Here is a 20,487-nt window from a genome sequence, read left to right as displayed (position 1 = left end):
GTTATGAATATAAATGACATAAAACATGACCTTAAAACCAATGTGGTTGATTTTCAACCCGGCGATACGGTTAAAGTAATGGTAAAAGTTGTTGAAGGCGATAACGAAAGATTACAGGCATTTGACGGCGTTGTCATTGCCAGAAAGGGCAGCGGTATCAGCGAAACATTTACAGTGCGCAAAATCTCTTTCGGTGTAGGCGTTGAAAGAATTTTTCCTGTACATTCGCCCAGAGTGGAAAAAATTGAAATTCTTAAAAGAGGCAAAGTCAGAAGAGCCAAACTCAACTTTCTTAAAGATCTTAAAGGTAAAGCTGCAAGACTTAAAGAAATTGCTATGCCCAGAAGCACACAAGCTATGGACAAAGAAGGCGCCCAAACTGAAGCTGAAGCTGTTGTGGCTGTTGAAGAAACAACAGAAGCTAAATAACTGCAGTTTAAAGAAATTAAAAAACAAACTCCGCTTTAAAATTAAAGCGGAGTTTGTTTTTTTAAGAGTAATATACTCTATATTTTGGGACACTGCCCCCGGCCCCGTGTCCCAAAATAGCAGATTTAATTATAATCCGGCAGAATAAAAAAGCGTTAAATTGTTTTATTTGTATAAATCTTACCGGTTTTTTATCCTTAATTTAATTTTATTTTATATATAAAAAAAAGATGCTCCCATAAAGAAGCATCTTTTTTATTGGGCGGAAAGGGACTTGAACCCTTAAGACCGTTAGGTCATACGCTTCTGAGACGTACGCGTCTGCCAGTTCCGCCACCCGCCCGATAAATCTATTTTACCATATTGTTAAAACAGCGGCGTTTTTTATCTGAAAATTGAAACTGCTTTAAATTTATTTTAAATATTTTTCCCTTTTATTTTTATAAAAGGCATTGATACAAACAAGGCTAAAAGCATTAAAGCCTGTGATATAAAACCTAAAATAAGCTGTGTGAATTTTACTGCGTAAGCGTCAGGCGTTGAAATGAAATATTTAACTAACATATCTTGCGCAAAAAATGTCAGAAATGTTTCTATAACGCTTATAACTATGGTTAAAATAAAAAACACCGCTATGGGCTTAAGATTTTGGGTAAAACAGGTTTTTATTTCATTAGGCATTTCAACATCGGTCTCATACCCCACAAAAAAAACACCTATCACCAAATTCCTTAAAAGCGCTACCAAAGCTCCTACCGCGGTTACTATAAGAGTTATAAGAAAATAATCTGACCCCGGGTCTCCGCTGAAAAAAGAAATTTGTATAACTAATGCGTAAACAAGCTGTAATCCTAACAAGGAAATAAAAAACCAATAATGCTTATGAAAATTTTCCACAAAATCACTTAATTTAAATTTGCTGTCATAAATAAGCACTGCGCCTATCCAAAAGATATAAGAAAACAGTGTAATAAAAAATGCGGCAAAAAGCGTCATGCCCCAAGCTGCAAAAGATGTGGAAACAATTCTTTTAGCCGGCGCTTCCAAAGCTGTTAAAATTGTTTGCGCGCCTACATACCAAACAAGCAAGAAAGCAAACGCGGTAAAAAAGTTCCTTCTGAAATGAGCCTTAAATGTTACATTCCAAGTTTTTTCCATAAACCCTTCTTCTCCTTTTAATTAACGCTTATTCTTTTGCGTAAGAAAGCGTTATAAACACTGCCGCAGTCATACCTACATAAGTAGCAAAGAAAATTGTTTCAGACAATATTAACTGTGCTGTTGAGGCGTTAGCAGTAACAACGCCCGCTCTGCTTAATATTAAAAATAAAAGCTGCTGGGCTATATTTATTAAAACAACCAGTATTACAAAAATTAAAGCAGGTCTAAATAAAGCCGTAAAATTATGTTTTACCGATTGAAAAAATGCCATAAAACTATTGTGTAAAGCCAAAAACCAGCCTATTATAAAAAATTTTATAAGAGATAAAAAACCCGCTATAACGCTTGAAATTTGCAATACATAAACCGCTTTACCTATTTCATTACCGGCGGCGATGGAATAAAAAAAATGTTGTGTTATTGTGTTATTAAAAAAAATCAGCAGTTTTATAGCTAAAAGCGATATAAAAAACCAATAGTGTTTTTTAACGGTTTCCTTAACTGCTTTTAAATTAAACTCGCCGTTATATATATTAACAACGCAAACCCATAAAATAAAATCTAAAAAAAGATAAAAAAAGAATATAAATATTTTAAAAACTTGTATTGATAAAGGCGACTGGTCCGGAAATATGGATTTTATGTGCAAGAAGTATGGAAGTGTCTTTATAATATACCACGCGAGCAAAAAAATAAACGCTGTTAAAAAATATTTTTTAAAGCGTTCTTTGAAGAATATAGTCCACGCCTGAGACATACAAACTCCTTAAAATCTTAAGCTGAAACTGGCTTCCGCGCCCGGACCGTAATTTGCCCAGTTGCCCGCCAAACTTAAATCTAAATAAAGCGGAAGTTTAAAATTAAGCCCGGCCGTATATCTTGGCGTAAACACAGTTTCATGGGTGCCGTTAAGAGCGTTGCCCTCATGTTGAATTGTTACTTTTGTAGAATCGACGCCTGCCGATATATAAGGTGTAAAATGTTTCATTGTCATTGAAAGAACTAAAGCGCCCTGGTAGTGCGCTACGGAAAAACTGTCCGCCACTCCGGCATTGGCCGCAAGCACTATCATTGTTTGGAAAGACCATTCATTTTGGACGGGTCTTAATATACCCCATCTCAAGCCGCCGCCCGCCGCCGTAAGTCCGTTGTAAGAGCCTGCCCTTATGAATCCGTCTATACGAAATGGCATTCCTATATCGGCCTGAATCCACGGCATAACCATGGAGCCGACGTTTTTAGGGCCGCCCAGCGCGGTGTTGTTTTTATGCGGTTCAAACCACATGCTGGCGCGCGGCCCCACCTGAAAGCCGCCCCACCCCAAAACGCGGCCTGTGGTAAATGTGCTAGAACCTATTAACCCGCCTATGTCTTTTGCGAAGTATTTAAGATTATCTTTTGTAACGTTTGCGGCAAAATCGTCATAACTTGCCTTACAAAACGCATTGATAGAAAATACCAAAATTAAATTTAAAATAATAAAAATCTTTTTCATATATAATAATTATATAAATAATGCGGTTAAAATACCAAAAAAATTAAAATCTATTTAAAAACTATAAAATCGCCCTTTTTTACATTGTTACCAATAGTTCCGGCTGGCAGTTCCAACGCGGAGGATGCCCCAAAAACAACCTTGCTTATACGCCAGGGTTTAAAATTTTGAAGTATGTGCAAAACCTCCCCCTCTTTGCTTAAAAAAACAGCGTCTATGGCAAAGCGCATAAAAAACATATGAATACTATTACATTTTTTAATAAGAAGTCCGTACCCTTGAGGTATATCTTTTTTACCTAAAAGCCCTTTCATACGGTCAAAAATTGCTGCCGCGACTTCAACATTATCGGCTAAAAGGAAATTATTATTTTGGTTTACCGCTTTCATTTTTAATGTCCTTATAAGATTGCCTTATTAAGTTTTTTAAGTAACGCTCAAACCTGCTGTCTTTAAACTTAAAGTCCGACGGGCGTCTTACCCGCACAACGCCTTTGTTTTCAGTTACCGTAAACGTAACAAGAAGCCGGGAATCAAAACTTATTTCTGCTAAAAATATCTTGCCGGCCTGTCTTATATCTAAAATTTCCGTTTTAATTTCTTTGTTTGTTTTACCCGTGTTTTCACAAGATTTATTATCTTTAAAACAAGAACTTAAAACACTGAGAAAATTTTTATCTAAAACGGTGATATTTTTATATTCATCACGCTCTAAAGGCATTTCAAGCACGCCGTTAACCAGTTCAAGGTTTAATATTTCAAACTTGCCGAAATCAAACTTTCCCATACCGTCGGTTAAAGTAAAATTTTCAATATTTAAGGCGTGCGAGTTTACTGCTAAAAATAATAGTAAAAAAGCACACCTTAAAAACTTTAAATATCCCATATTATAAAACGTAAAAAAGGTTCAACTTATTGCTTATGCTCTTTCAACGTAGGTGCAATAGCGGGTGTCCATAATAACTTTGTCGCCTTCGTTAATAAATAAAGGCACTTTTATTGTTACGCCCGTTTCAAGTTCCGCTTCTTTGGTTAAGTTTGAAACAGTATCGCCTTTTACGCCGGGCACTGTTGATTTAATGGTTAAAACAACTTTAATAGGAAGCACAATATCAAACAACTGGTCATTAATATACAAGCCCGTGCATTCCATATTTTCAATTAAATATTTTCTCTGGTTTTCAAGTTTGTCTAAAGGCACGGCAACCTGGTCATAAGATTCATTGTTCATAAAATGCGCCATATCGCCTTCGGAATATAGATACATAAAAGGCCTTTTTTCAACACTGACTTCTTTAAATTTATCTTCGGGGCGATAGCTTGTTTCAACATATGATCCGCTACCTAGCTTTCTTAATTTGACTCTTACAACGGCTCTGGCCTGGCTTTTACGGTGATGTTGGTAATCTACGATTTCAACAATCTCCCCGTTTTCATTTTCAAAAATTAAACCTTCTTTAAAGTCTGTTGTGCTTATCATTATTTTTCCTCTACTTATTTTTTAGTTAAAATATTCGCGCCTTTTGCCGTAAGTTCAACGGTATCCTCAAGGCGTACTCCGAATTTGCCGGGTATATAAATGCCCGGTTCTATAGTAAAAACATTACCCTTTTTAAGTATTTCCTGTGAAGGAGGGTTAAGAAAGGGCGACTCATGCAAATTCATCCCCACGCCATGCCCTGTTGAATGTATAAGCGGGCCGTAAGAAGCCGTTTCAATAATATCACGGCATATTTTATCGGCGTTACGCGCGCTCATGTTGGGGCGAACTTTTTTTACACCCTCTTTTCTGGCCCGTTCGACAATATTCCAAACTTTTGTAAATTCTGCCGCCGGTTTTTTGCCGTGCCACCAGGTTCTTGTAATGTCAGAGCAGTAGCCTTTGTAAATACAGCCGAAATCTACCAAAATCACATCCTCATTTTTAAGCTTAGTCGTATCAGTGGCGTGATGCGGGTCAGCGCTGTTTTTGCCAAAAGCCATAATTGTGTCAAAAGAAACGCCGCTCGCTCCTTGTGATTTCATATAATTTTCAAGCATTGAGGCCGCTTCAAGCTCTGTCATACTCGTTTTAATCCTGGGTTTTATATAAAGAAAAGCGTTATAAGCTATTTGGCAGGCTTTGCGGATATTTTTAATTTCTTCTTTATTTTTTACCATTCTTACCGTATTGGTAACGGCAAGTTCGGGCTTTATACCCGCTTTTTGGAAAATCTGCCCCGCTGAAAACAGCTCTTTATCTTGGTCAAAACAAATATTTTTAATTTTGTTTTTAATAACAAACTCAGCCGCCGCTGCTATTGCTGAAATATCTTCGGCCATTACAACCTTAGCTTCCTTAACGCTTTCTTTAATAGCATTAAAAGCAAGCGGGCGGGCGAATATCATGAAGTGTTTAGGCGTTATTAAAAGCACGCTTCTTTCGCTTGGCTGGAAAGGGCGCGCGCAAAAATATTGCATATCAATAACGTTAGTGGTTATATATCCTTCAATTTCGCATTGTTTTAAAGTTTTTAAAAACGTTTTTATTTTTACTTTGTAATCTGCCATAAATTATTTCTTTGTAAGAATTACGCCGCCTTTAGGTGTGACAACAACAGTATCTTCTATACGTATGCCAAAATGACCTGTGTAATAAATACCGGGCTCAATTGTTATTACGTTGTTAGCAACAAATTTCCTGTTATTTTGCGGTTCCACGTTAGGGTCTTCATGCGCCTGCATGCCTATGCCGTGGCCTGTCCTGTGTATAAAATATTTGCCAAAACCTGCTTTTTCAATTACATTTCTAGGAACAAGGTCAAGCTCTTTACCGGTAATACCGGGTTTAGCCGCTTTTATCCCGGCTTTTCTGGCGTCATCAACCGCTTTCCAGGCCTTTTTATACTCAGCCGTGGGTTTTTTGCCGTGCCACCAGCTGCGTGAAATATCTGAGCAGTAGTTATCATAAATACAGCCGAAATCAAGTAATATGGCCTGCTCATTTTTTAATTTGTCTTTTGTGGGGGTGTGGTGCGTGTTTGTACCGTTAACGCCAAAGCACACTGTTGACTCAAAACTTAAGGCTGTAGCTCCCTGCGATTTCATATAACGTTCAATTTCGGCCGCTACTTCAAACTCGCTCATTCCGGTTTTAATATATTTTTTAATATATTCATAGGTTTTATAAGCTATGCGGTTGGCTTTGCGCATTGTGTCAAGCTCGCTTTTTTCTTTAACCTCGCGTAGTTCACCCGGCGTAAAGGCTGAGGGTTTGTAGCCGAATTTCTCAAATGTTTTGCCGTAATTATAATATGTTTTAACCGCATCAAAACCCACATTTTTAAGTTTAAGTTTTTTTGCCTGTTCGGCTGCCGCCAAAGCGTAATCTAACGGGGCGGAAGCCTTTAACAGGGGTATTTTCTGCCCAAGTTCTATAATATATAAATCTCTTGTGTAACAATAAACTTCTTTAGGAGTTACAAGTAAAATAGCTTCCTGCGGGTAAAATTTAAAACCGGTCAAATAAAGCTGGTCCTTATAATCGGTTACAAAATAAGCGTCTAATTTGTTTTTCACAACAGCTTTTTGAAGTTTTTTAATAAGTTCGGGGTTAAATTTTGTTTTTACCATAAGAATTATCCTCTTATATACAGTGTAGCAATTTTATCTCCTAAATTCTATTTAATTTCGTCGGAAATCATTTGGGCGGCTTTGGCCGGGTCCTTAGCGCCTGTTATGGGGCGGCCTATTACCATAAAGCTGGCGCCGTTTTTAACCGCGTCGGCTGGAGTGGTAATGCGTTTTTGGTCGCCCGCGGCGCTCCAAACGGGCCTTATGCCCGGGGTTACCAAAACCATGCCGGGGCCTAAGGCCTTTCTTAATTTTTTAAGTTCTTTTGGCGAAGATACTATGCCCGTTACTCCCGCTTTTTTTGCCATTTTAGCAAGGTGTAAAACCATTTTTTCGGCCCCTTGTTTGTATCCTATTTCGTCAAGGGCATTATCGTCAAGACTGGTTAAAATCGTAACGCCTAAGATAATAGGGCGTTTGTTTTTTGTGGAATTTTCTTCCGCCGCCTTTACAGCGGCTTTCATCATTTCACTTCCGCCGCTTGTGTGAATTGTCATCATATACACGCCTAATTTTGAGGCTGAAGCCACGGCTTTATAAACGGTGTTGGGAATATCATGAAACTTAAGGTCCAAAAATACTTTGCCGCCAAGTTTTTGTACTTTTTTAACAATACCCGGCCCCGCTGAGGTAAAAAGTTCTTTGCCTATTTTAAACACGCCCGCTTTATTTTTTAATTTTTTTACTAAAGCTAAAGCTTTTTTTTCTGTATCAACGTCAAGCGCTACAATTATTTTTTCATAAGGTTTCATTTTTTTTATTCCTCTTTATATATTAAGTTTGCCTTTTAAATCATCAACGCCGCTAAGGTTATTTTCTTTAAAATATTTTTCAATGCCCAAAGCGGTTTCTTCTGTTAACTTTGGGTTAACAAAGTTGCCGGTGCCAACCTGCACGGCGGTAGCTCCGCAAAGTATAAATTCAAGCGCGTCCTGCGCGCACATTATACCCCCCATGCCTATAACGGGTATTTTAACGGCTTTATACACGTCCCAAACAAGTTTTAACGCCACAGGCTTTACGGCGGGGCCGCTTAAACCGCCCGTTATATTGCCAAGCAAGGGGCGTCTGGTTTTTAAATCAACCCCCATGGCGGGAATTGTGTTTATTAGGGCAACAGCGTCGCCCCCGGCCCTTTCAATAGCTTTGGCTATAACGGTGATATCCGCCACCATGGGCGATATTTTGCCGAAAATGGGTTTATTTGTGTTTTTGCGCACGGCCGACATTATTTCAAAGGTTGTCTTTTCATCCTGGCTAAAAAGGCCTTTATTTTGCCCGTGCACAACATTAGGGCAAGACATATTTACCTCTATGGCGTGCACTTCTTTGCATTCATTAAGGCGTTTTGCCAAAGTGGTATAATCTTCAACATTATTGCCCGCTATGCTGGCAACTGTTCTGGTATCAAAGTTTTTTAAAAACGGCAGTGTGTTTTCTATAAAATACTCTAACCCTTTATTTTCAAGCCCTATGGAGTTAAGCATGGCTGAGGGCATGTCCGCAATTCTGGGCGGCTTGTTGCCGTCCCGCTGGTTTAAAGTTACAGTTTTACAAACAACCGCACCTAATTTATTTAAATCAACAAATTCCGAGTACTCTTTCCCGCTCGCGAAAGTGCCGCTGGCTGTCATAACGGGGTTTTTAAATTCAAGCCCGCCTATATTTATTTTTACCATACAACGTCCTCCGCGTTAAATACAGGGCCGTCTTTACAGACAAGCTTGTATTTAGTGTCTTTATTTTTAAGTTCCACGGGGCAACCTTGGCAAACGCCTATGCCGCAGGCCATTTTTTCCTCTAAAGAAACTTGCACCTCAACGCCGTACTTAACGCCTAAATCAGCTAAACACTTGAGCATCGGGTGCGGGCCGCAGGCATAGATAACAGCATTTTTATTTTCCTTTAAAACACGTTCTAAAGGAATATTTAAAAAACATTTTTCGCCCAAAGATCCATCGTCCGTGGTTAAGATAAGTTTGCCAAGGTTTTCAAATTTTTCTTTGCAGGGAAGTTCAGCCTCGTTCCTGGCTCCTAAAAAGATTAAAGGGTTTTTGGTTTGTTTAGCGGCAAATAAAAGAGGCGCGATGCCCATACCGCCGCCCGCTATAACGGCCAAGCGGCCTTCTTTAATATCAAAACCGTTGCCTAACGGGCCTATAACGTCTAAAATATCACCCGCTTTTTTTTGGCTAAGATACTCAGTTCCTTTGCCTAAAACTTTAAATAAAATTTCTATATTTTCCCCTTTCGCGTTATGAACGCCGAAAGGACGGCGCAGCAAAGGCCCGCCCGTGCAGTTTTTGGCAGCGCCGTTGTTGCAAAGCACCTCAACAAACTGGCCCGCTTTAGCGTTTTTAGCTATATAAGGGGCTTTCATAAGTATGTTAAATATGCCCGGTTTTACTTCTGATATATTAATTACTTCCGCTTTAATTTGTTTCATATTAAGGTTTTATTTCCACTGTTATCCCTATAGGGGTGTGATTGTAAATTTCATCAATTTCGGCGTTGGTAACGGCTATGCAGCCAAGGGTCCAGTCGCCCAAAATATTTTCTTTTATATGCCAATAATCTTTGCCTATGCCGTGTATTTTTATATCCCCTCCAGGGTTTATGCCTTTTGCTTTGGCTGCGGCCCTGTCTTTGTCATTAGGGTAAGAAACGCCCAAGTTTTTATAATAGCGGCTATGCGGGTTTTTGCCGTCAACTTTATAAATACCTTCGGGGGTTTTGCCGTCGCCCTGTTGTTCTTTATGGCCTTTGGGCTCAAAACCTAAAGATATTTTATAGCTTTTAAGAAGTTCTTCCTTTTGGGAAACTTCCATAATGCGTTTTTCTTTTAAAATAACTATTTTATCTATAACGGCGTTTTCGGGTATCTCTTTTTTTAAATTTTCCTGTTCTTCTTTTGTCAAAGGAATACCCGCCGCATTACCGCGCAGCGCAAAAAACAAAACGCCGCAAAGTAAAATAAACGTTACAATAAAAATATAGATAAGCCTTTCTTTACGCATCTTTAACTTTTAGTGTTCCGTTTTCAAGTTTAAGCTCCCCTCCCACAAAAGTATATTCAATATACCCCTGCAGGTTTTTGCCTATAAAAGGGCTGTTGCAGCTTAACGACTGCACTTCTTCTTTACTGTATACCCATTGTTTGTTTAAATCAACAATGGTTATATCCGCGTCCGCGCCCGGGGTTAAGGTGCCTTTTTTAAGACCCAAAATTTTAGAAGGGTTTAAAGACATAAGCCCAACTAATTTCGCCATATCTATTAAACCGCTTTTAACTAAGACATCATAGGCTAAAGGAAAGGCCGTTTCTAACCCTATTATGCCAAAATAAGCAAGGTCAAACTCAACCTCCTTTTCATGCACGGCGTGAGGGGCATGGTCTGTCGCTATAGCATCGATGGTGCCGTCTTTTAAAGCTTGTTTTAGGGCTTCAACGTCGGCTTCGCTTCTTAATGGCGGGTTCATTTTTGTGTTTCCGCTAAAAGATTCGCAGGCTTTATCCGTAAGCGTAAAGTGGTGGGGAGTAGCCTCGGCTGTTACCATAACGCCCTGTTTTTTTGCTTTGGCTATAATCTCGCAAGATTCTTTTGTTGAAACATGAGCTATGTGTATTTTCGCGTCCAATCCTTTGGCAAGCTGTATTTCACGCTTAACCATTTCATATTCTGAAGCGTTTGAAATAGGTTTTAGCCCTAATTTTGTAGATATCAGGCCTTCATTCATAACCCCGCCGGCTGAAAGTTTGCTGTCTTCCGAATGGGATATTAAAAGAATATCCTGTTTAACGGATTCTTTAAAGGCGGCCTGCATAACAGCATCGTCCTCAACACCTGATCCATCGTCTGACAAAGCTATGGCGCCCGCCTGTTTAAGCTCGGCGAAATTAGAAAGTTCTTTACCCGCGCGGTTTTTGGTAATAGCGCCCATGATTTCAACATTAACATTAGCAGTTTTTCTAATAATGTCTTGCGCTATGGCTAAATTGTTTTTGCTGTCCATGGCGGGGTTGGTGTTAGGCATCATGCAAACTGTTGTAAAACCGCCTTTTAAAGCAGCTTTTGTGCCTGTAAAAATTGTTTCCTTGCCTTCTTGCCCGGGTTCACGCAAGTGGGTATGCATATCAACAAATCCGGGCATGGCGGTAAGGCCTTTAGCGTCAATTATTTTGGCCGCGTTATCCTCAATTTTATTTTCCACAGCGGCTATTTTGCCGTTTTCAATAAGAATATCTTTTAAACCGTCAATTTTATTTGCCGGGTCAATCACATGCGCGTTTTTTATTAAATATTTCATATTTACCCTCTTTTTGCCGTTGAAACTAAATATAATACCGCCATTCTTACGGCGATACCGTTTGTAACTTGGTCTAAAATTACGGAATTCGGGCCGTCGGCCACATCGGAACTTATTTCTATGCCCCTGTTAATAGGACCGGGATGCATAACAATAATGTCTTTTTTATGTTTTTTAAGGCGATCCTTTGTTATTCCGTATTGTTTATAATACTGGGAAGGGCTTGGGAAAGCGGCCGCGTTATCGCGCTCAAACTGCATTCTCAGCACGTTAATGGCATGGGCGTCTTTTAGGGCCTCGTCCAAATCGCTGGTTATTTTTACGCCAAATTGCTTAAAATCGTGCGGTAATATAATTTCAGGCGCGCAAAGCGTTACATTAGCGCCTAATTTGGTAAGCCCCCATATGTTTGAGCGGGCTACCCTTGAATGCGAAATATCGCCTATAATGCTTACATTGAGGCCCTTTAAAGAGCCAAACTTTTCTTTTAAAGTATAAATATCTAATAATGCCTGAGTAGGATGTTCGTGTTTGCCGTCCCCCGCGTTAACTACGCTGGCATTGACAAATTGGCTTAAAACATTTGGCGCACCCGCCATATGGTGACGGATTACAAAAATATCTATTTTTAAAGCTTCTAAATTGCGCCCCGTGTCAGCAAGGGTTTCCCCTTTAAGCACGCTTGAGGCCTTCATATCCATATTAACAACATCGCAGGATAACCTTTTTTCTGCAATTTCAAAGCTTACGCGCGTTCTTGTGGAAGGCTCGTAAAATAAGTTAGCCGCGGTTTTACCCCTTAAAGCGGGCACCTTTTTAATGTCGCGGGTGGAAACTTCTTTAAAACCTTCTGCCGTTTCAAGTATATGGGAAAGTTCCTCAGCGGTTAAGTATTCAAGACCCAAAAGGTCTTTTTTAGTCCAGACAAATTTATTAGTCATTATTTTTCACCAAAAGTGTTATAGAATCCTCACCATCGTATTCTTTAAGTTTTATATGCACGATTTCCGTTTTGGCGGTAGGTAAGTTTTTGCCCACATAATCTGCTTTAATGGGAAGTTCCCTGTGCCCTCTGTCAACAATTACGGCAAGTTCAATACGTGAAGGGCGCCCGAAGTCCGATAAAGCGGCTAAAGCGGAACGTATTGTTCGGCCTGTGTAAAGAACATCGTCCGTAAGTATTATTGTTTTGCCGGTAATATCAAAAGGTATATTAGTTGCCTTTAAAACAGGTTGTTCGGCCACTTGACTAAGGTCGTCGCGGTAAAGGGTGATATCAAGCTCCCCGTAAAGCACGTCTTTACCCGTTATTTTTTTAATTTTTTCCATTAAACGCCGGGCTATGTAAATACCCCTTGTGCGTATACCGACTAAAGCCAGAGTGTTGTCAATTTCATGCTTTTCTAATATTTCATGCGCCATGCGGTCCAAAGTTCTGTTTAATTCTTCACCGTCTTTAATTAACTTTTCCATTAAGTTCACCTCAAATTCTTATAATAAAAAACCCGTAACGCTAGTTACAGCGTACGGGTTTTGGTAAAAAATATAAAATCGGTTTTTAGCATATGCTCTTTTTTAACCTCACTGGATTAATTTAAAAGGCTTTTACTTATTATATATATATTTGCGGTAAAAAAGCAAAAATATAAAAGCCCCCTTTACCAAAGAGGGCTTTTAAACTAATCAAAAAAGCTGAAATTGTATTTTTTTCTTACTGCCATTCTCTGCGCAAGTATTGATTTATTGCTGCGTTTAAGCTTTTTTTCAAGTTCTTTTTCTGCATTATCTAAGGATACTTTAACATCATTGCCGTTTACAACCATGCTTTCGGGATATGTTAAAGAATGGTTTTTAACCTCTTCTTTGTTAGTGTTATCATAGGCGAAAACAGGTTTGCCTGCATTATTCGTAATATCTGATAAATAAACGGTTCCTTCCCTTTTATCGTTATTATTTGAAATAACGGTAATTTTGTAATAGTCTTTATCATAAGTTTTTAAGTTTGATAACTTTGGGCGATGTGATTTTTTTGTTTCCATTTTATAAGCCGTGCTGGATTTTTTTTCAATTATAATCTGTTTTATATCTGAAGGGGCTATAAAAGCGCCGTCCCATTGAACCAAAGTATTTTTATATGTAACATTATCTTGTAAATTATATTTAGACATATAACTTTTTATATATTCAGAACCGGTTCCTTTCCAAAAGTTATATTCAGTAAGGAAATAAAATTTATCGTTGTCTTTAATAAATTTTTGTATTTGGGCTTTATCTTCTATAACGATTTTAATGTCCCCCGCTTGGGCGGTTGCAAAACCTACCGCGCAAAATAAAGCGATAAAAACTGCTTTTAATAATGTCTTCATTTTGTAACTCCTTTTTTTATTTAAAATTCATATTTAAGTGTTGCTTATCAAAGTTAGAATAACCTAACAATAATAGTATACACTAAACAATCCCTGGAACGCAAGGGCCAAAGGGCCTATTTTTTTAATAACTATTTTTAATTATTTTTCACACGCGCTGCTCTTGGAAGATTTTATTAAGGCAGAAAAATTCTGTTAAGAAATAAAACTCTAGTGAATTATACCTGGGAGTTCTTTTTTTTTAACAGCATTTATGTTTGCGCTGACAAACAGTAAATATTATCCGCATTACGCAGAGGCTATTTCACAATAAAAATAGGGCCCGCTTCCGCGGGCCCCTGAGGTTAAAAACTAATACCTTATTTAAGTGGAACTTAAATCGGCTTAGTCTTTAAATTTATTTAATTTCGGCTTTTTCTTTTAAGAAATCAAATACTTTTCTTTCCGTAATCGTGGCAAGAATATGTTCTTTTCTATCTTTGAAAAACCCTTTGATTCTAGCGGCTTCTTCTTTCTTGTTTTCCGTTAAGGATTTATCCAGTTCTTTTTGCCAGTCCGCTTCGTTAGCCTCAATATTTTCTTTTTTGGCTATGGCGTGTACAAGGTAGCCTATCCTTAAATCTTTTTCAACGTTTTCTCTCATTCTGTCGGCAAGTTCTTTTCTTTGCGCGGCGGGAATGTCTTTAGCGTTTTGTCCGCCGTAGCGTTGTAAGAAACCGTCAACCGTTGAGTTAAGCTGCTCTTCAACTAAACCTTTGGGAAGCGCAAATGAGTTATGTTCTACCAATTGGTTTTCAATTTGAATTATGACATCTCTTTCTGAGTCGGCTTTAGCGTCTTTTTCCATTGTTTCTTTAACTTTTGTTTTAAGCGCGTCTATTGAGTCAAAACCCATGTCTTTGGCAAACGTTTCGTCAAGCGCGGGAAGCACTTTCTTTTTGATTTCCTGCACTGTTACTTTAAAGGTAACGTCATCCTCGCCTACTTTAGCCGTAAATTCTTTTAAATCGCCTTTTTTAGCGCCTTTAACAGCTTCAGCTAAACCGACAACAGTCTGCGGGGCGGACATATCAATAAGCTCACTGTCGGCTGAAAGTTTAAAATCTTTTTCGCCGTTTTTAATAGCGTCATAACCTACTACCGCGAACACATTGTCCGTGATAACGCCTTCGGCGTCTTCTTCCAAGCGGGAATTATGCTCAAGAATTTCTTGAATTCTGGCGTCAACTTCTTTATCGGTAACCGTATCCGCCTTTTTGGCGATTTTTATGCCTGTGTAATTTTTAGGCTCAAACTCAGGCGCTACTTCAACCAAACATTCAAAAGAGAAGGGCTTGGATTCTTCCAAAGCGTTAAAATCGGCTTTAGTAAGCGTAGGAACCGTTACGGGGTTTATTTTTTCAATTTCCAAAGCTTTGGCAACGCCGGCTCTTATAATAAAATCTATCGCTCTTTCCTTAATATGTGAAGGAAAATTCTGTTTTACAAGCTGTAAAGGAACTTTACCCGCTCTAAAACCTTGCATTTGCGCGCGGCTTTGAACCTGCACCAGCGCGTCTTCAAAACATTTATTTACAAGTTTAGCGTTAGCTTCAACGCTCAATTTGATTTCACAATTTTCTTTGCTTAACTGCTTGGCCTTGACTTCACCGGCTTCGGCCTTTGTAAACGTAGCCATTTTATCTCCTATTGCTGCTTTGATACTAATATAAATACTTAAATCTTTTTAATAAATGGACGGAGAGGGACTTGAACCCTCAAGGATTGCTCCATACGGTTCTAAGCCGTACGCGTATACCAATTCCGCCATCCGTCCTAAAATCCGAGAAGAGTGTCTCTCCCCTCACGCAATATAAATCCTAAGAGGTATTTTAACTTCAATCTTATTAATTGTTTTAAGAAAGAATATGGGCTATACAGGGTTCGAACCTGTGACCTTACGCTTAAGAGGCGTCTGCTCTACCAACTGAGCTAATAGCCCTTTCAGATGTATTTATTATACTAAAAAATATCCGCTATTTCAAAAAAGTCCTATTTCTATTTATATATTTGGCTTCAATAAGTAACCTCTGTTAAGTTGTTAAAATAGAGATAAACTTTCTTTTTTGTAAAAAAATTGTAATAATGTATATGTTTTATATGTTATCAATATAATAGGTGGATATAATGAAAAAGATTTTTTATTTTTGTGTTTTATTTTTTTTAGGGGCTCCTTTGTTTGCCGCTGATTTGGATAAAGAGATAAACAGCATGATGGGCAAATACGCTCTTTTTGAAATAACTAATTCTTATATGGTCATGTTGGAAACGCTTTACCCTGAAAGAGCTACCAGGGCAGGTTTTGAAATAGCCAATACTATGCTTGATGAAAGAAGCCAAAAAGCAGACGGACAGAGACGTGACGCCTTAGCCCAGATAAAAGTAAAATTAAGCAAAGTTAAAAAGAAAAAATTAACCCATTCCGAAAAAACGGACTATGAAATTATTTCAAGAACATTGGCTTTTGACAACTACCTTTTAAATAAAAGACTTTTCGAAACAAGCCCCCTTTATTATCTTGAGGCGCAGGACGCTGTTTACGACATAATGCTTAAGCAGATTAACTCTATAAGACAGTTTAAAGAAGTTCAACCCAGGCTTACAAAACTGCCCGATGTTTTTATAGCAGGGGTTAACAATATCCCCTCCGCTTCAAAAACAGAGTCCGCTTTGGCAATTAATAAAGCTTACGCCGCTTATACGTCAATATCCGATTATGAAGATTTTTTAAAGAAAAACGCCGACGACGCTGTTGACAGAACTAAGCTCCAGCTTTTATTAAACGCCAAGAAAGCCGCCTTGAGAGAGTTTTTTAACTATATCAAAGCGCTTAACGAAAACGCTAAAAAAGTAACAAACAAAAACGATTCAGACTACAGAATTTTGTTAAAAAACAGCCTGCATTTGGATAAAACGCCCGAGGAACTTACCAAAACAGCTGAAGCCGCAATAAAGAAAAGTAAGAGTAATCTTATTCTTATGATAAGCGCTATAACCGGCAAAGAAAAAGCTGAAATAAAAGATTTTTACAATATTGAAGCAAAAGATAAAACGGCGCCCGATTACCCCTATCTTTTAAAAACGGTGGGAGATGAAATTGAAAACGCCAACAAGGCCATGAAAGGCGTTTTGCCCGCTTCGGAAATGCGTGTGTTTGTTAACCATATGCCGCAGTATCCGTCATTCTTAAACCCGGTATATATGTTTCTGCCTCCTTACGGCATTGAACATAATTTAATAGGGACATTGTTTATTTACACCCCGCAAGATAACCCTAGGGCAAGAACAAGCCATATAAATAAGAACTTTAACATGAGCAGAATAAAAATGCTTGTAACGGAAAGCGTTGTTCCCGGCAGACAAATGTTTTATTCTTATTCCTATGACACAAAACCAATAAGACGTATTTTAGCGTCAAACGCTATGGTTGACGGCTGGGCCGTATATGCAAAACATTTGGCTTTTGAAGTAGGCTATTTAAGTTCTAAGGAAGATGCTTTGTATCTCTCCTATGAAGATTACGCGCGCGCGGTAAAAGCCTTGGCCGATATAAAATATAACACAAAACAGCTTGATTATGATGAAACGGCTTTATTTATAGTTTCCCAGGGTATAAAGAAAGAGGAAGCGGAAATAATGACACGCCAAATAGCTTTTAACCCCGGACAAGTAGTTGCCGAGCTTGCCGCCTATGAGGAAATTAAACGCCAGCGCTCAAAATATGAAACCATATTCGGCAAAGATTTCAGTTTGGCCAGTTTCCATAATAAAATATTTACCATAGGTAAAATACCGCTGTCTATGTTAGATTCAGAACTTATGGAAGAATATAAAAAAGAGAAAAGGCCAGGCTTAAAAGTCTATAAACCAACAGCTGATTTATAACATTAAAACAAACCCTTTGAAAAAATCAAAGGGTTTGTTTTTTTATTAAAATAGCCGTTAAAAACATAAAAAGCGTATGAGCGGGAGTTTTCTTATTTTGATATAATTAGAATATATTTAAGGGCCGCTCGCGGCATATGCGTCTGTTTTTCCCTACAAATTTTTATAAAAACTGCGGATCTACACGGTTTTATAACGTATAGTTTTACCATATAATAGAGAGGATAATGTAAATGATAATATTGTTTTTAAATTGCGGCAGTTCATCCGTACGCTACAGCGTTTACGACTGGGCCCGAAAAGAAAGTCTGGCCGCCGGCCTTGTTGAAAGGGTTACAATGCCCGGCACTGCGATTACCCATGAACGCCCCGGCAAAGATAAAGTTTCTTTTGAAAAGGAATGTAAAGACCATACGGAAGCCGTTAAGTTAGTTGTAGATACCCTTATCAATAAAGAATACGGCGTTATAAATGATGTTAAACTTATTTCGGCTGTTGGGCACCGCATAGTTCACGGCGGCAAATTCGCAAAATCAGTGCTTGTTGACGACGCTGTTATGAAAGAACTTAAAGAAATTTCCGACCTTGCCCCCCTTCACAATCCTGCGCACATTATGGGTATAGAAGCGGCTCAAAAAATTATTCCCGGCGTTAAAAACATTTGTATTATGGATACCGCGTTTCACCAAACAATGCCTGACCATGTTTTTATGTACGCTTTACCGTATGAATGGTATACGGACTTAAAAGTAAGAAGGTACGGCTTTCACGGTTCATCGGTTTTATATTGCGCTAAAAGAGCTGCTGTTCTTTTAGGCAAAAAATCAAATGAAGTTAACGTTATTGTCTGCCATATTGGCAACGGCGCAAGCATAACCGCTGTTAAAGAAGGCAAATGCTTTGACACAAGCATGGGTTTAACCCCGCTTGAAGGCCTTGTTATGGGCACGAGATCAGGCGATATTGACCCCGCTATTCCTTTTTATGTAATGTCTAAAACAGGTGTATCACCTGATGATATGTACAATACTTTAAATAAAGGATCGGGCGTTTTGGCCGTTTCAGGCAAATCAGCGGACAGACGTGACGTAGAGCTTGCCGCCGAAGCGGGTGACCAGCGCTGCCAACTTGCGGTAGATATGGAATCTTACCGCATTAAAAAATACATTGGTGCTTACGCCGCCGCTTTAGGCCGTGTTGACGCCGTTGTTTGGACAGCGGGCGTAGGTGAAAGAGGCCCGGTAATAAGAGAAAAAGCGCTTAGAGACCTTGAATATATGGGCCTTGAATATGATCATGACAAAAACTTTTCCGCCCTTACCAAAAACGCCGAAAGCGAAATTACAGCACCAAACAGCAAGGTAAAATCCTTTGTTATTCCTACCGATGAGGAAATTGTAGGCGTTGAGGATATTGTGGCTATACTTGAAAACAGGTATGACGTTCACACAAAATACACATATATCTTTGAAGATAAGAACTACCGCAACAAATTAAGAGATGAGCTTTTTGCCAAAGAAATCGCCAAAAAGCCATTCTTGCTAAAAGCGGCTGTCAATGTGCCGGAAAATATAAAAAACTTAGTTAAATAAAACCAAATAAAAAGCCCCTCTTTCTGGAGGGGCTTTTTATTATTATAAAGTCTATTTAACAGGTTTAATAATTTCTATTTTTTGCAGGTATTCGTCTAAATAAATCATAGCTTTGCAGTCGTCCTCATTATACATTAAAACCTTTTCTATTAAATTGTTGTCGCCTGTTTTACACCAGTTGGTATAAAACACCATGCTGTCCATAGCGCCGCAATCGCCCTGGCGCCAGTTAAATCCAAACGCGGGCGCGGCCGCTTTTAAAGATAAACTGGGACTGGGCAGGTAAAAAGCCTTTCCTATTAAGATTTTAAGGTCCAGACACATATTGGCAAGGGCGTTAAGCTTTTGCGCTATATCAGGGTATTTTGAGGCCAAAGAACGCATTTTTTTAACTTCATACTCAGTCCAATGGTAAAGTATGGTGTCTTGCGGTTCTTTTATATAGTCAAAGAAATCAGAGAATATCTTTTCCTCTTCCTCTTTATTTTTAGCCACAAAACTTATAAATTTATTTTCCTCCGCATCCCAAACACCTATAAGATAGACAAATGACTCGTTGTCTTTGGTAAAAGTTTCCGTGGCTTCAAAATCAAAATATAAATTATGTTTTTTGCGCGGCGGCGGGAAAACACCTTCTTCTTTTAAAACCGGTTTATTATGCATGTAAGCAATGGAAGTGTAATAGCTTTCCGTTGCCCAAGGATCTTCTAAAATTGTTTTTAAAACATTTAAATCCGCATTGGCAACGTCATCGGTAGTTTTGTAACCCGCTTCTTTAAGTAAATTTCTCATGGCGGCGCTTAAATGAGGCAACATAAGCAAATCTTTACGCTCGGTAACAACTTTATTTGCGTATACCCTCCACGGTGAAGAGGCCGCTTTAGGCGGCTTGTGCGGCTCAGGCTCAAAAGTACCGTCTTTAATTCCGCGCCATTTTGCAAGTTCCTGCTCAAGACGCTCAGACATAAGCACGCAGTTTATTTTAGCGTCTTTACCGTTTAAAATAACTCTGGCGTAGGTAGGAAACACGCCTTGTATTTGCCATAAAATTTTGTTTGAAAGAGATACCTGCAAACTGTAATGGTCTTTAATGTCATGAGCTCTTTTTAACTGAATTATTTTATAATGGTAGGGGCCGAATACGCTTTCCTCGCCGGGTATTTTAACAAGCAGGTTTACTCCGCAAAAAACATTTTCGGGCAAATTCCATAAAGAAGCGCTGGCTATGGCTTCCTCACCCCTTGCCATTGCGGCTAAGGTGGCTTTAAAACGTTCTGTTATATTGTCGGCCTTGATAAAAAAAGTGTTAGGGAAGTTTTGAGTTATCCACGAATCTCGGTTAGATTTATCCGTTCTGACTTTAAGGTTTTCATAACGGTTAGATTCAAAAACGGAAGCTTCTCTCGGGGCGTGAAAATCACACCATATGCCGAAAGGATCCTCCAGAAGAGAGAACATTTTGGACGCGTGGAAATCAATTTTTTCATCAGGCGCGCGGCCGGCTGAAAAGGTGTTGTATAAATTTTCTTCTAATGACATTTTATATATTTTATAATTTTATATAACGATTGTCTAAAATTATAAAAACCGGCTAAAAGTTT

Annotated in this window: 20 protein-coding genes, 3 tRNA genes and 1 pseudogene; 3 read left to right on the top strand and 21 right to left on the bottom strand. The window is 38.7% G+C overall.

Annotated features, from left to right (window positions below; all coding sequences use genetic code 11):
* Nucleotides 1-3: 3 nt before the first annotated feature.
* A pseudogene (rplS, locus tag EMIN_RS03815) lies at nucleotides 4-330 on the top strand (50S ribosomal protein L19); the annotation flags it as partial.
* Between the two features lie 358 nt (nucleotides 331-688).
* On the opposite strand, the gene EMIN_RS03810 reads toward rplS, so the two are convergent.
* The 20 genes from EMIN_RS03810 to EMIN_RS03715 all read right to left on the bottom strand — a co-directional run bounded on the left by EMIN_RS03810 (nucleotide 689) and on the right by EMIN_RS03715 (nucleotide 15,351).
* Nucleotides 689-772: transfer RNA gene (locus tag EMIN_RS03810), tRNA-Leu, on the bottom strand.
* 74 nt (nucleotides 773-846) lie between these two features.
* Nucleotides 847-1,587, bottom strand: coding sequence for a hypothetical protein (locus tag EMIN_RS03805; protein ID WP_012414908.1), 741 nt, complete (start codon nucleotides 1,585-1,587; stop codon nucleotides 847-849).
* Between the two features lie 28 nt (nucleotides 1,588-1,615).
* Nucleotides 1,616-2,347, bottom strand: coding sequence for a hypothetical protein (locus EMIN_RS03800; protein ID WP_012414907.1), 732 nt, complete (start codon nucleotides 2,345-2,347; stop codon nucleotides 1,616-1,618).
* Nucleotides 2,348-2,356: 9 nt separating this feature from the next.
* The gene (locus EMIN_RS03795) at nucleotides 2,357-3,085 is read right to left on the bottom strand and encodes a hypothetical protein (protein ID WP_012414906.1); all 729 of its coding nucleotides are present in this window, start codon (nucleotides 3,083-3,085) and stop codon (nucleotides 2,357-2,359) included.
* Nucleotides 3,086-3,135: 50 nt separating this feature from the next.
* The gene (locus tag EMIN_RS03790) at nucleotides 3,136-3,474 is read right to left on the bottom strand and encodes a DUF192 domain-containing protein (RefSeq protein ID WP_012414905.1); all 339 of its coding nucleotides are present in this window, start codon (nucleotides 3,472-3,474) and stop codon (nucleotides 3,136-3,138) included.
* Entirely contained in the window at nucleotides 3,452-3,970 is a 519-nt protein-coding gene (locus tag EMIN_RS03785) for a hypothetical protein (RefSeq protein ID WP_012414904.1), read from the bottom strand. The genes EMIN_RS03790 and EMIN_RS03785 overlap by 23 nt, the downstream gene beginning before the upstream one ends.
* A 33-nt stretch (nucleotides 3,971-4,003) precedes the next feature.
* Nucleotides 4,004-4,564, bottom strand: a complete 561-nt coding sequence (efp, locus tag EMIN_RS03780; RefSeq protein ID WP_012414903.1) for an elongation factor P — start codon at nucleotides 4,562-4,564, stop codon at nucleotides 4,004-4,006.
* Nucleotides 4,565-4,578: 14 nt separating this feature from the next.
* Nucleotides 4,579-5,634, bottom strand: coding sequence for a M24 family metallopeptidase (locus EMIN_RS03775; protein WP_012414902.1), 1,056 nt, complete (start codon nucleotides 5,632-5,634; stop codon nucleotides 4,579-4,581).
* Between the two features lie 3 nt (nucleotides 5,635-5,637).
* Nucleotides 5,638-6,696: a M24 family metallopeptidase gene (locus tag EMIN_RS08225; RefSeq protein WP_012414901.1), complete on the bottom strand. Its 1,059-nt coding sequence runs from the start codon at nucleotides 6,694-6,696 to the stop codon at nucleotides 5,638-5,640.
* Nucleotides 6,697-6,743: 47 nt separating this feature from the next.
* On the bottom strand, nucleotides 6,744-7,448 hold the full coding sequence (gene pyrF / locus EMIN_RS03765; RefSeq protein ID WP_012414900.1) for an orotidine-5'-phosphate decarboxylase: 705 nt from the start codon (nucleotides 7,446-7,448) through the stop codon (nucleotides 6,744-6,746).
* A 15-nt stretch (nucleotides 7,449-7,463) separates the two neighbouring features.
* Nucleotides 7,464-8,375, bottom strand: a complete 912-nt coding sequence (locus EMIN_RS03760) for a dihydroorotate dehydrogenase (protein ID WP_012414899.1) — start codon at nucleotides 8,373-8,375, stop codon at nucleotides 7,464-7,466.
* Nucleotides 8,369-9,142 carry a dihydroorotate dehydrogenase electron transfer subunit gene (locus tag EMIN_RS03755; protein WP_012414898.1) on the bottom strand — a complete coding sequence of 258 codons (774 nt, stop codon included), beginning with the start codon at nucleotides 9,140-9,142 and terminating at the stop codon, nucleotides 8,369-8,371. The genes EMIN_RS03760 and EMIN_RS03755 overlap by 7 nt, the downstream gene beginning before the upstream one ends.
* A gap of 1 nt (nucleotide 9,143) precedes the next feature.
* Entirely contained in the window at nucleotides 9,144-9,713 is a 570-nt protein-coding gene (locus EMIN_RS03750; RefSeq protein ID WP_012414897.1) for a L,D-transpeptidase family protein, read from the bottom strand.
* Nucleotides 9,706-11,004 (bottom strand): dihydroorotase, encoded by a 1,299-nt coding sequence (locus tag EMIN_RS03745; RefSeq protein ID WP_012414896.1) that lies wholly within the window; start codon nucleotides 11,002-11,004, stop codon nucleotides 9,706-9,708. The genes EMIN_RS03750 and EMIN_RS03745 overlap by 8 nt, the downstream gene beginning before the upstream one ends.
* 2 nt (nucleotides 11,005-11,006) lie before the next feature.
* Nucleotides 11,007-11,945, bottom strand: a complete 939-nt coding sequence (locus EMIN_RS03740; RefSeq protein WP_012414895.1) for an aspartate carbamoyltransferase catalytic subunit — start codon at nucleotides 11,943-11,945, stop codon at nucleotides 11,007-11,009.
* The gene (gene pyrR / locus EMIN_RS03735; protein ID WP_012414894.1) at nucleotides 11,938-12,477 is read right to left on the bottom strand and encodes a bifunctional pyr operon transcriptional regulator/uracil phosphoribosyltransferase PyrR; all 540 of its coding nucleotides are present in this window, start codon (nucleotides 12,475-12,477) and stop codon (nucleotides 11,938-11,940) included. Before pyrR ends, EMIN_RS03740 begins: the two co-directional genes overlap by 8 nt.
* 206 nt (nucleotides 12,478-12,683) lie before the next feature.
* Entirely contained in the window at nucleotides 12,684-13,370 is a 687-nt protein-coding gene (locus EMIN_RS03730; RefSeq protein WP_012414893.1) for a hypothetical protein, read from the bottom strand.
* A gap of 397 nt (nucleotides 13,371-13,767) precedes the next feature.
* Nucleotides 13,768-15,048, bottom strand: coding sequence for a trigger factor (tig, locus tag EMIN_RS03725; RefSeq protein WP_012414892.1), 1,281 nt, complete (start codon nucleotides 15,046-15,048; stop codon nucleotides 13,768-13,770).
* A 56-nt stretch (nucleotides 15,049-15,104) separates the two neighbouring features.
* A tRNA-Leu gene (locus tag EMIN_RS03720) sits at nucleotides 15,105-15,186 on the bottom strand.
* 92 nt (nucleotides 15,187-15,278) lie between these two features.
* Nucleotides 15,279-15,351, bottom strand: a tRNA-Lys gene (locus EMIN_RS03715).
* A gap of 185 nt (nucleotides 15,352-15,536) precedes the next feature.
* On the opposite strand from EMIN_RS03715, the gene EMIN_RS03710 reads away from it, so the two are divergent.
* Nucleotides 15,537-17,294, top strand: a complete 1,758-nt coding sequence (locus EMIN_RS03710; protein ID WP_012414891.1) for a DUF885 family protein — start codon at nucleotides 15,537-15,539, stop codon at nucleotides 17,292-17,294.
* Between the two features lie 233 nt (nucleotides 17,295-17,527).
* Nucleotides 17,528-18,886 carry an acetate kinase gene (locus tag EMIN_RS03705; RefSeq protein ID WP_012414890.1) on the top strand — a complete coding sequence of 453 codons (1,359 nt, stop codon included), beginning with the start codon at nucleotides 17,528-17,530 and terminating at the stop codon, nucleotides 18,884-18,886.
* Between the two features lie 51 nt (nucleotides 18,887-18,937).
* On the opposite strand, the gene EMIN_RS03700 is transcribed toward EMIN_RS03705, so the two are convergent.
* On the bottom strand, nucleotides 18,938-20,425 hold the full coding sequence (locus EMIN_RS03700) for a TM0106 family RecB-like putative nuclease (protein ID WP_012414889.1): 1,488 nt from the start codon (nucleotides 20,423-20,425) through the stop codon (nucleotides 18,938-18,940).
* Nucleotides 20,426-20,487: the final 62 nt, after the last annotated feature.

Origin of the sequence: Elusimicrobium minutum Pei191, assembly GCF_000020145.1 — a bacterium.
Classification (GTDB): Bacteria; Elusimicrobiota; Elusimicrobia; order Elusimicrobiales; family Elusimicrobiaceae; genus Elusimicrobium; species Elusimicrobium minutum.
Note: the sequence above shows the minus strand (reverse complement) of the source record. Positions and strands in the feature narration are given on the sequence as shown.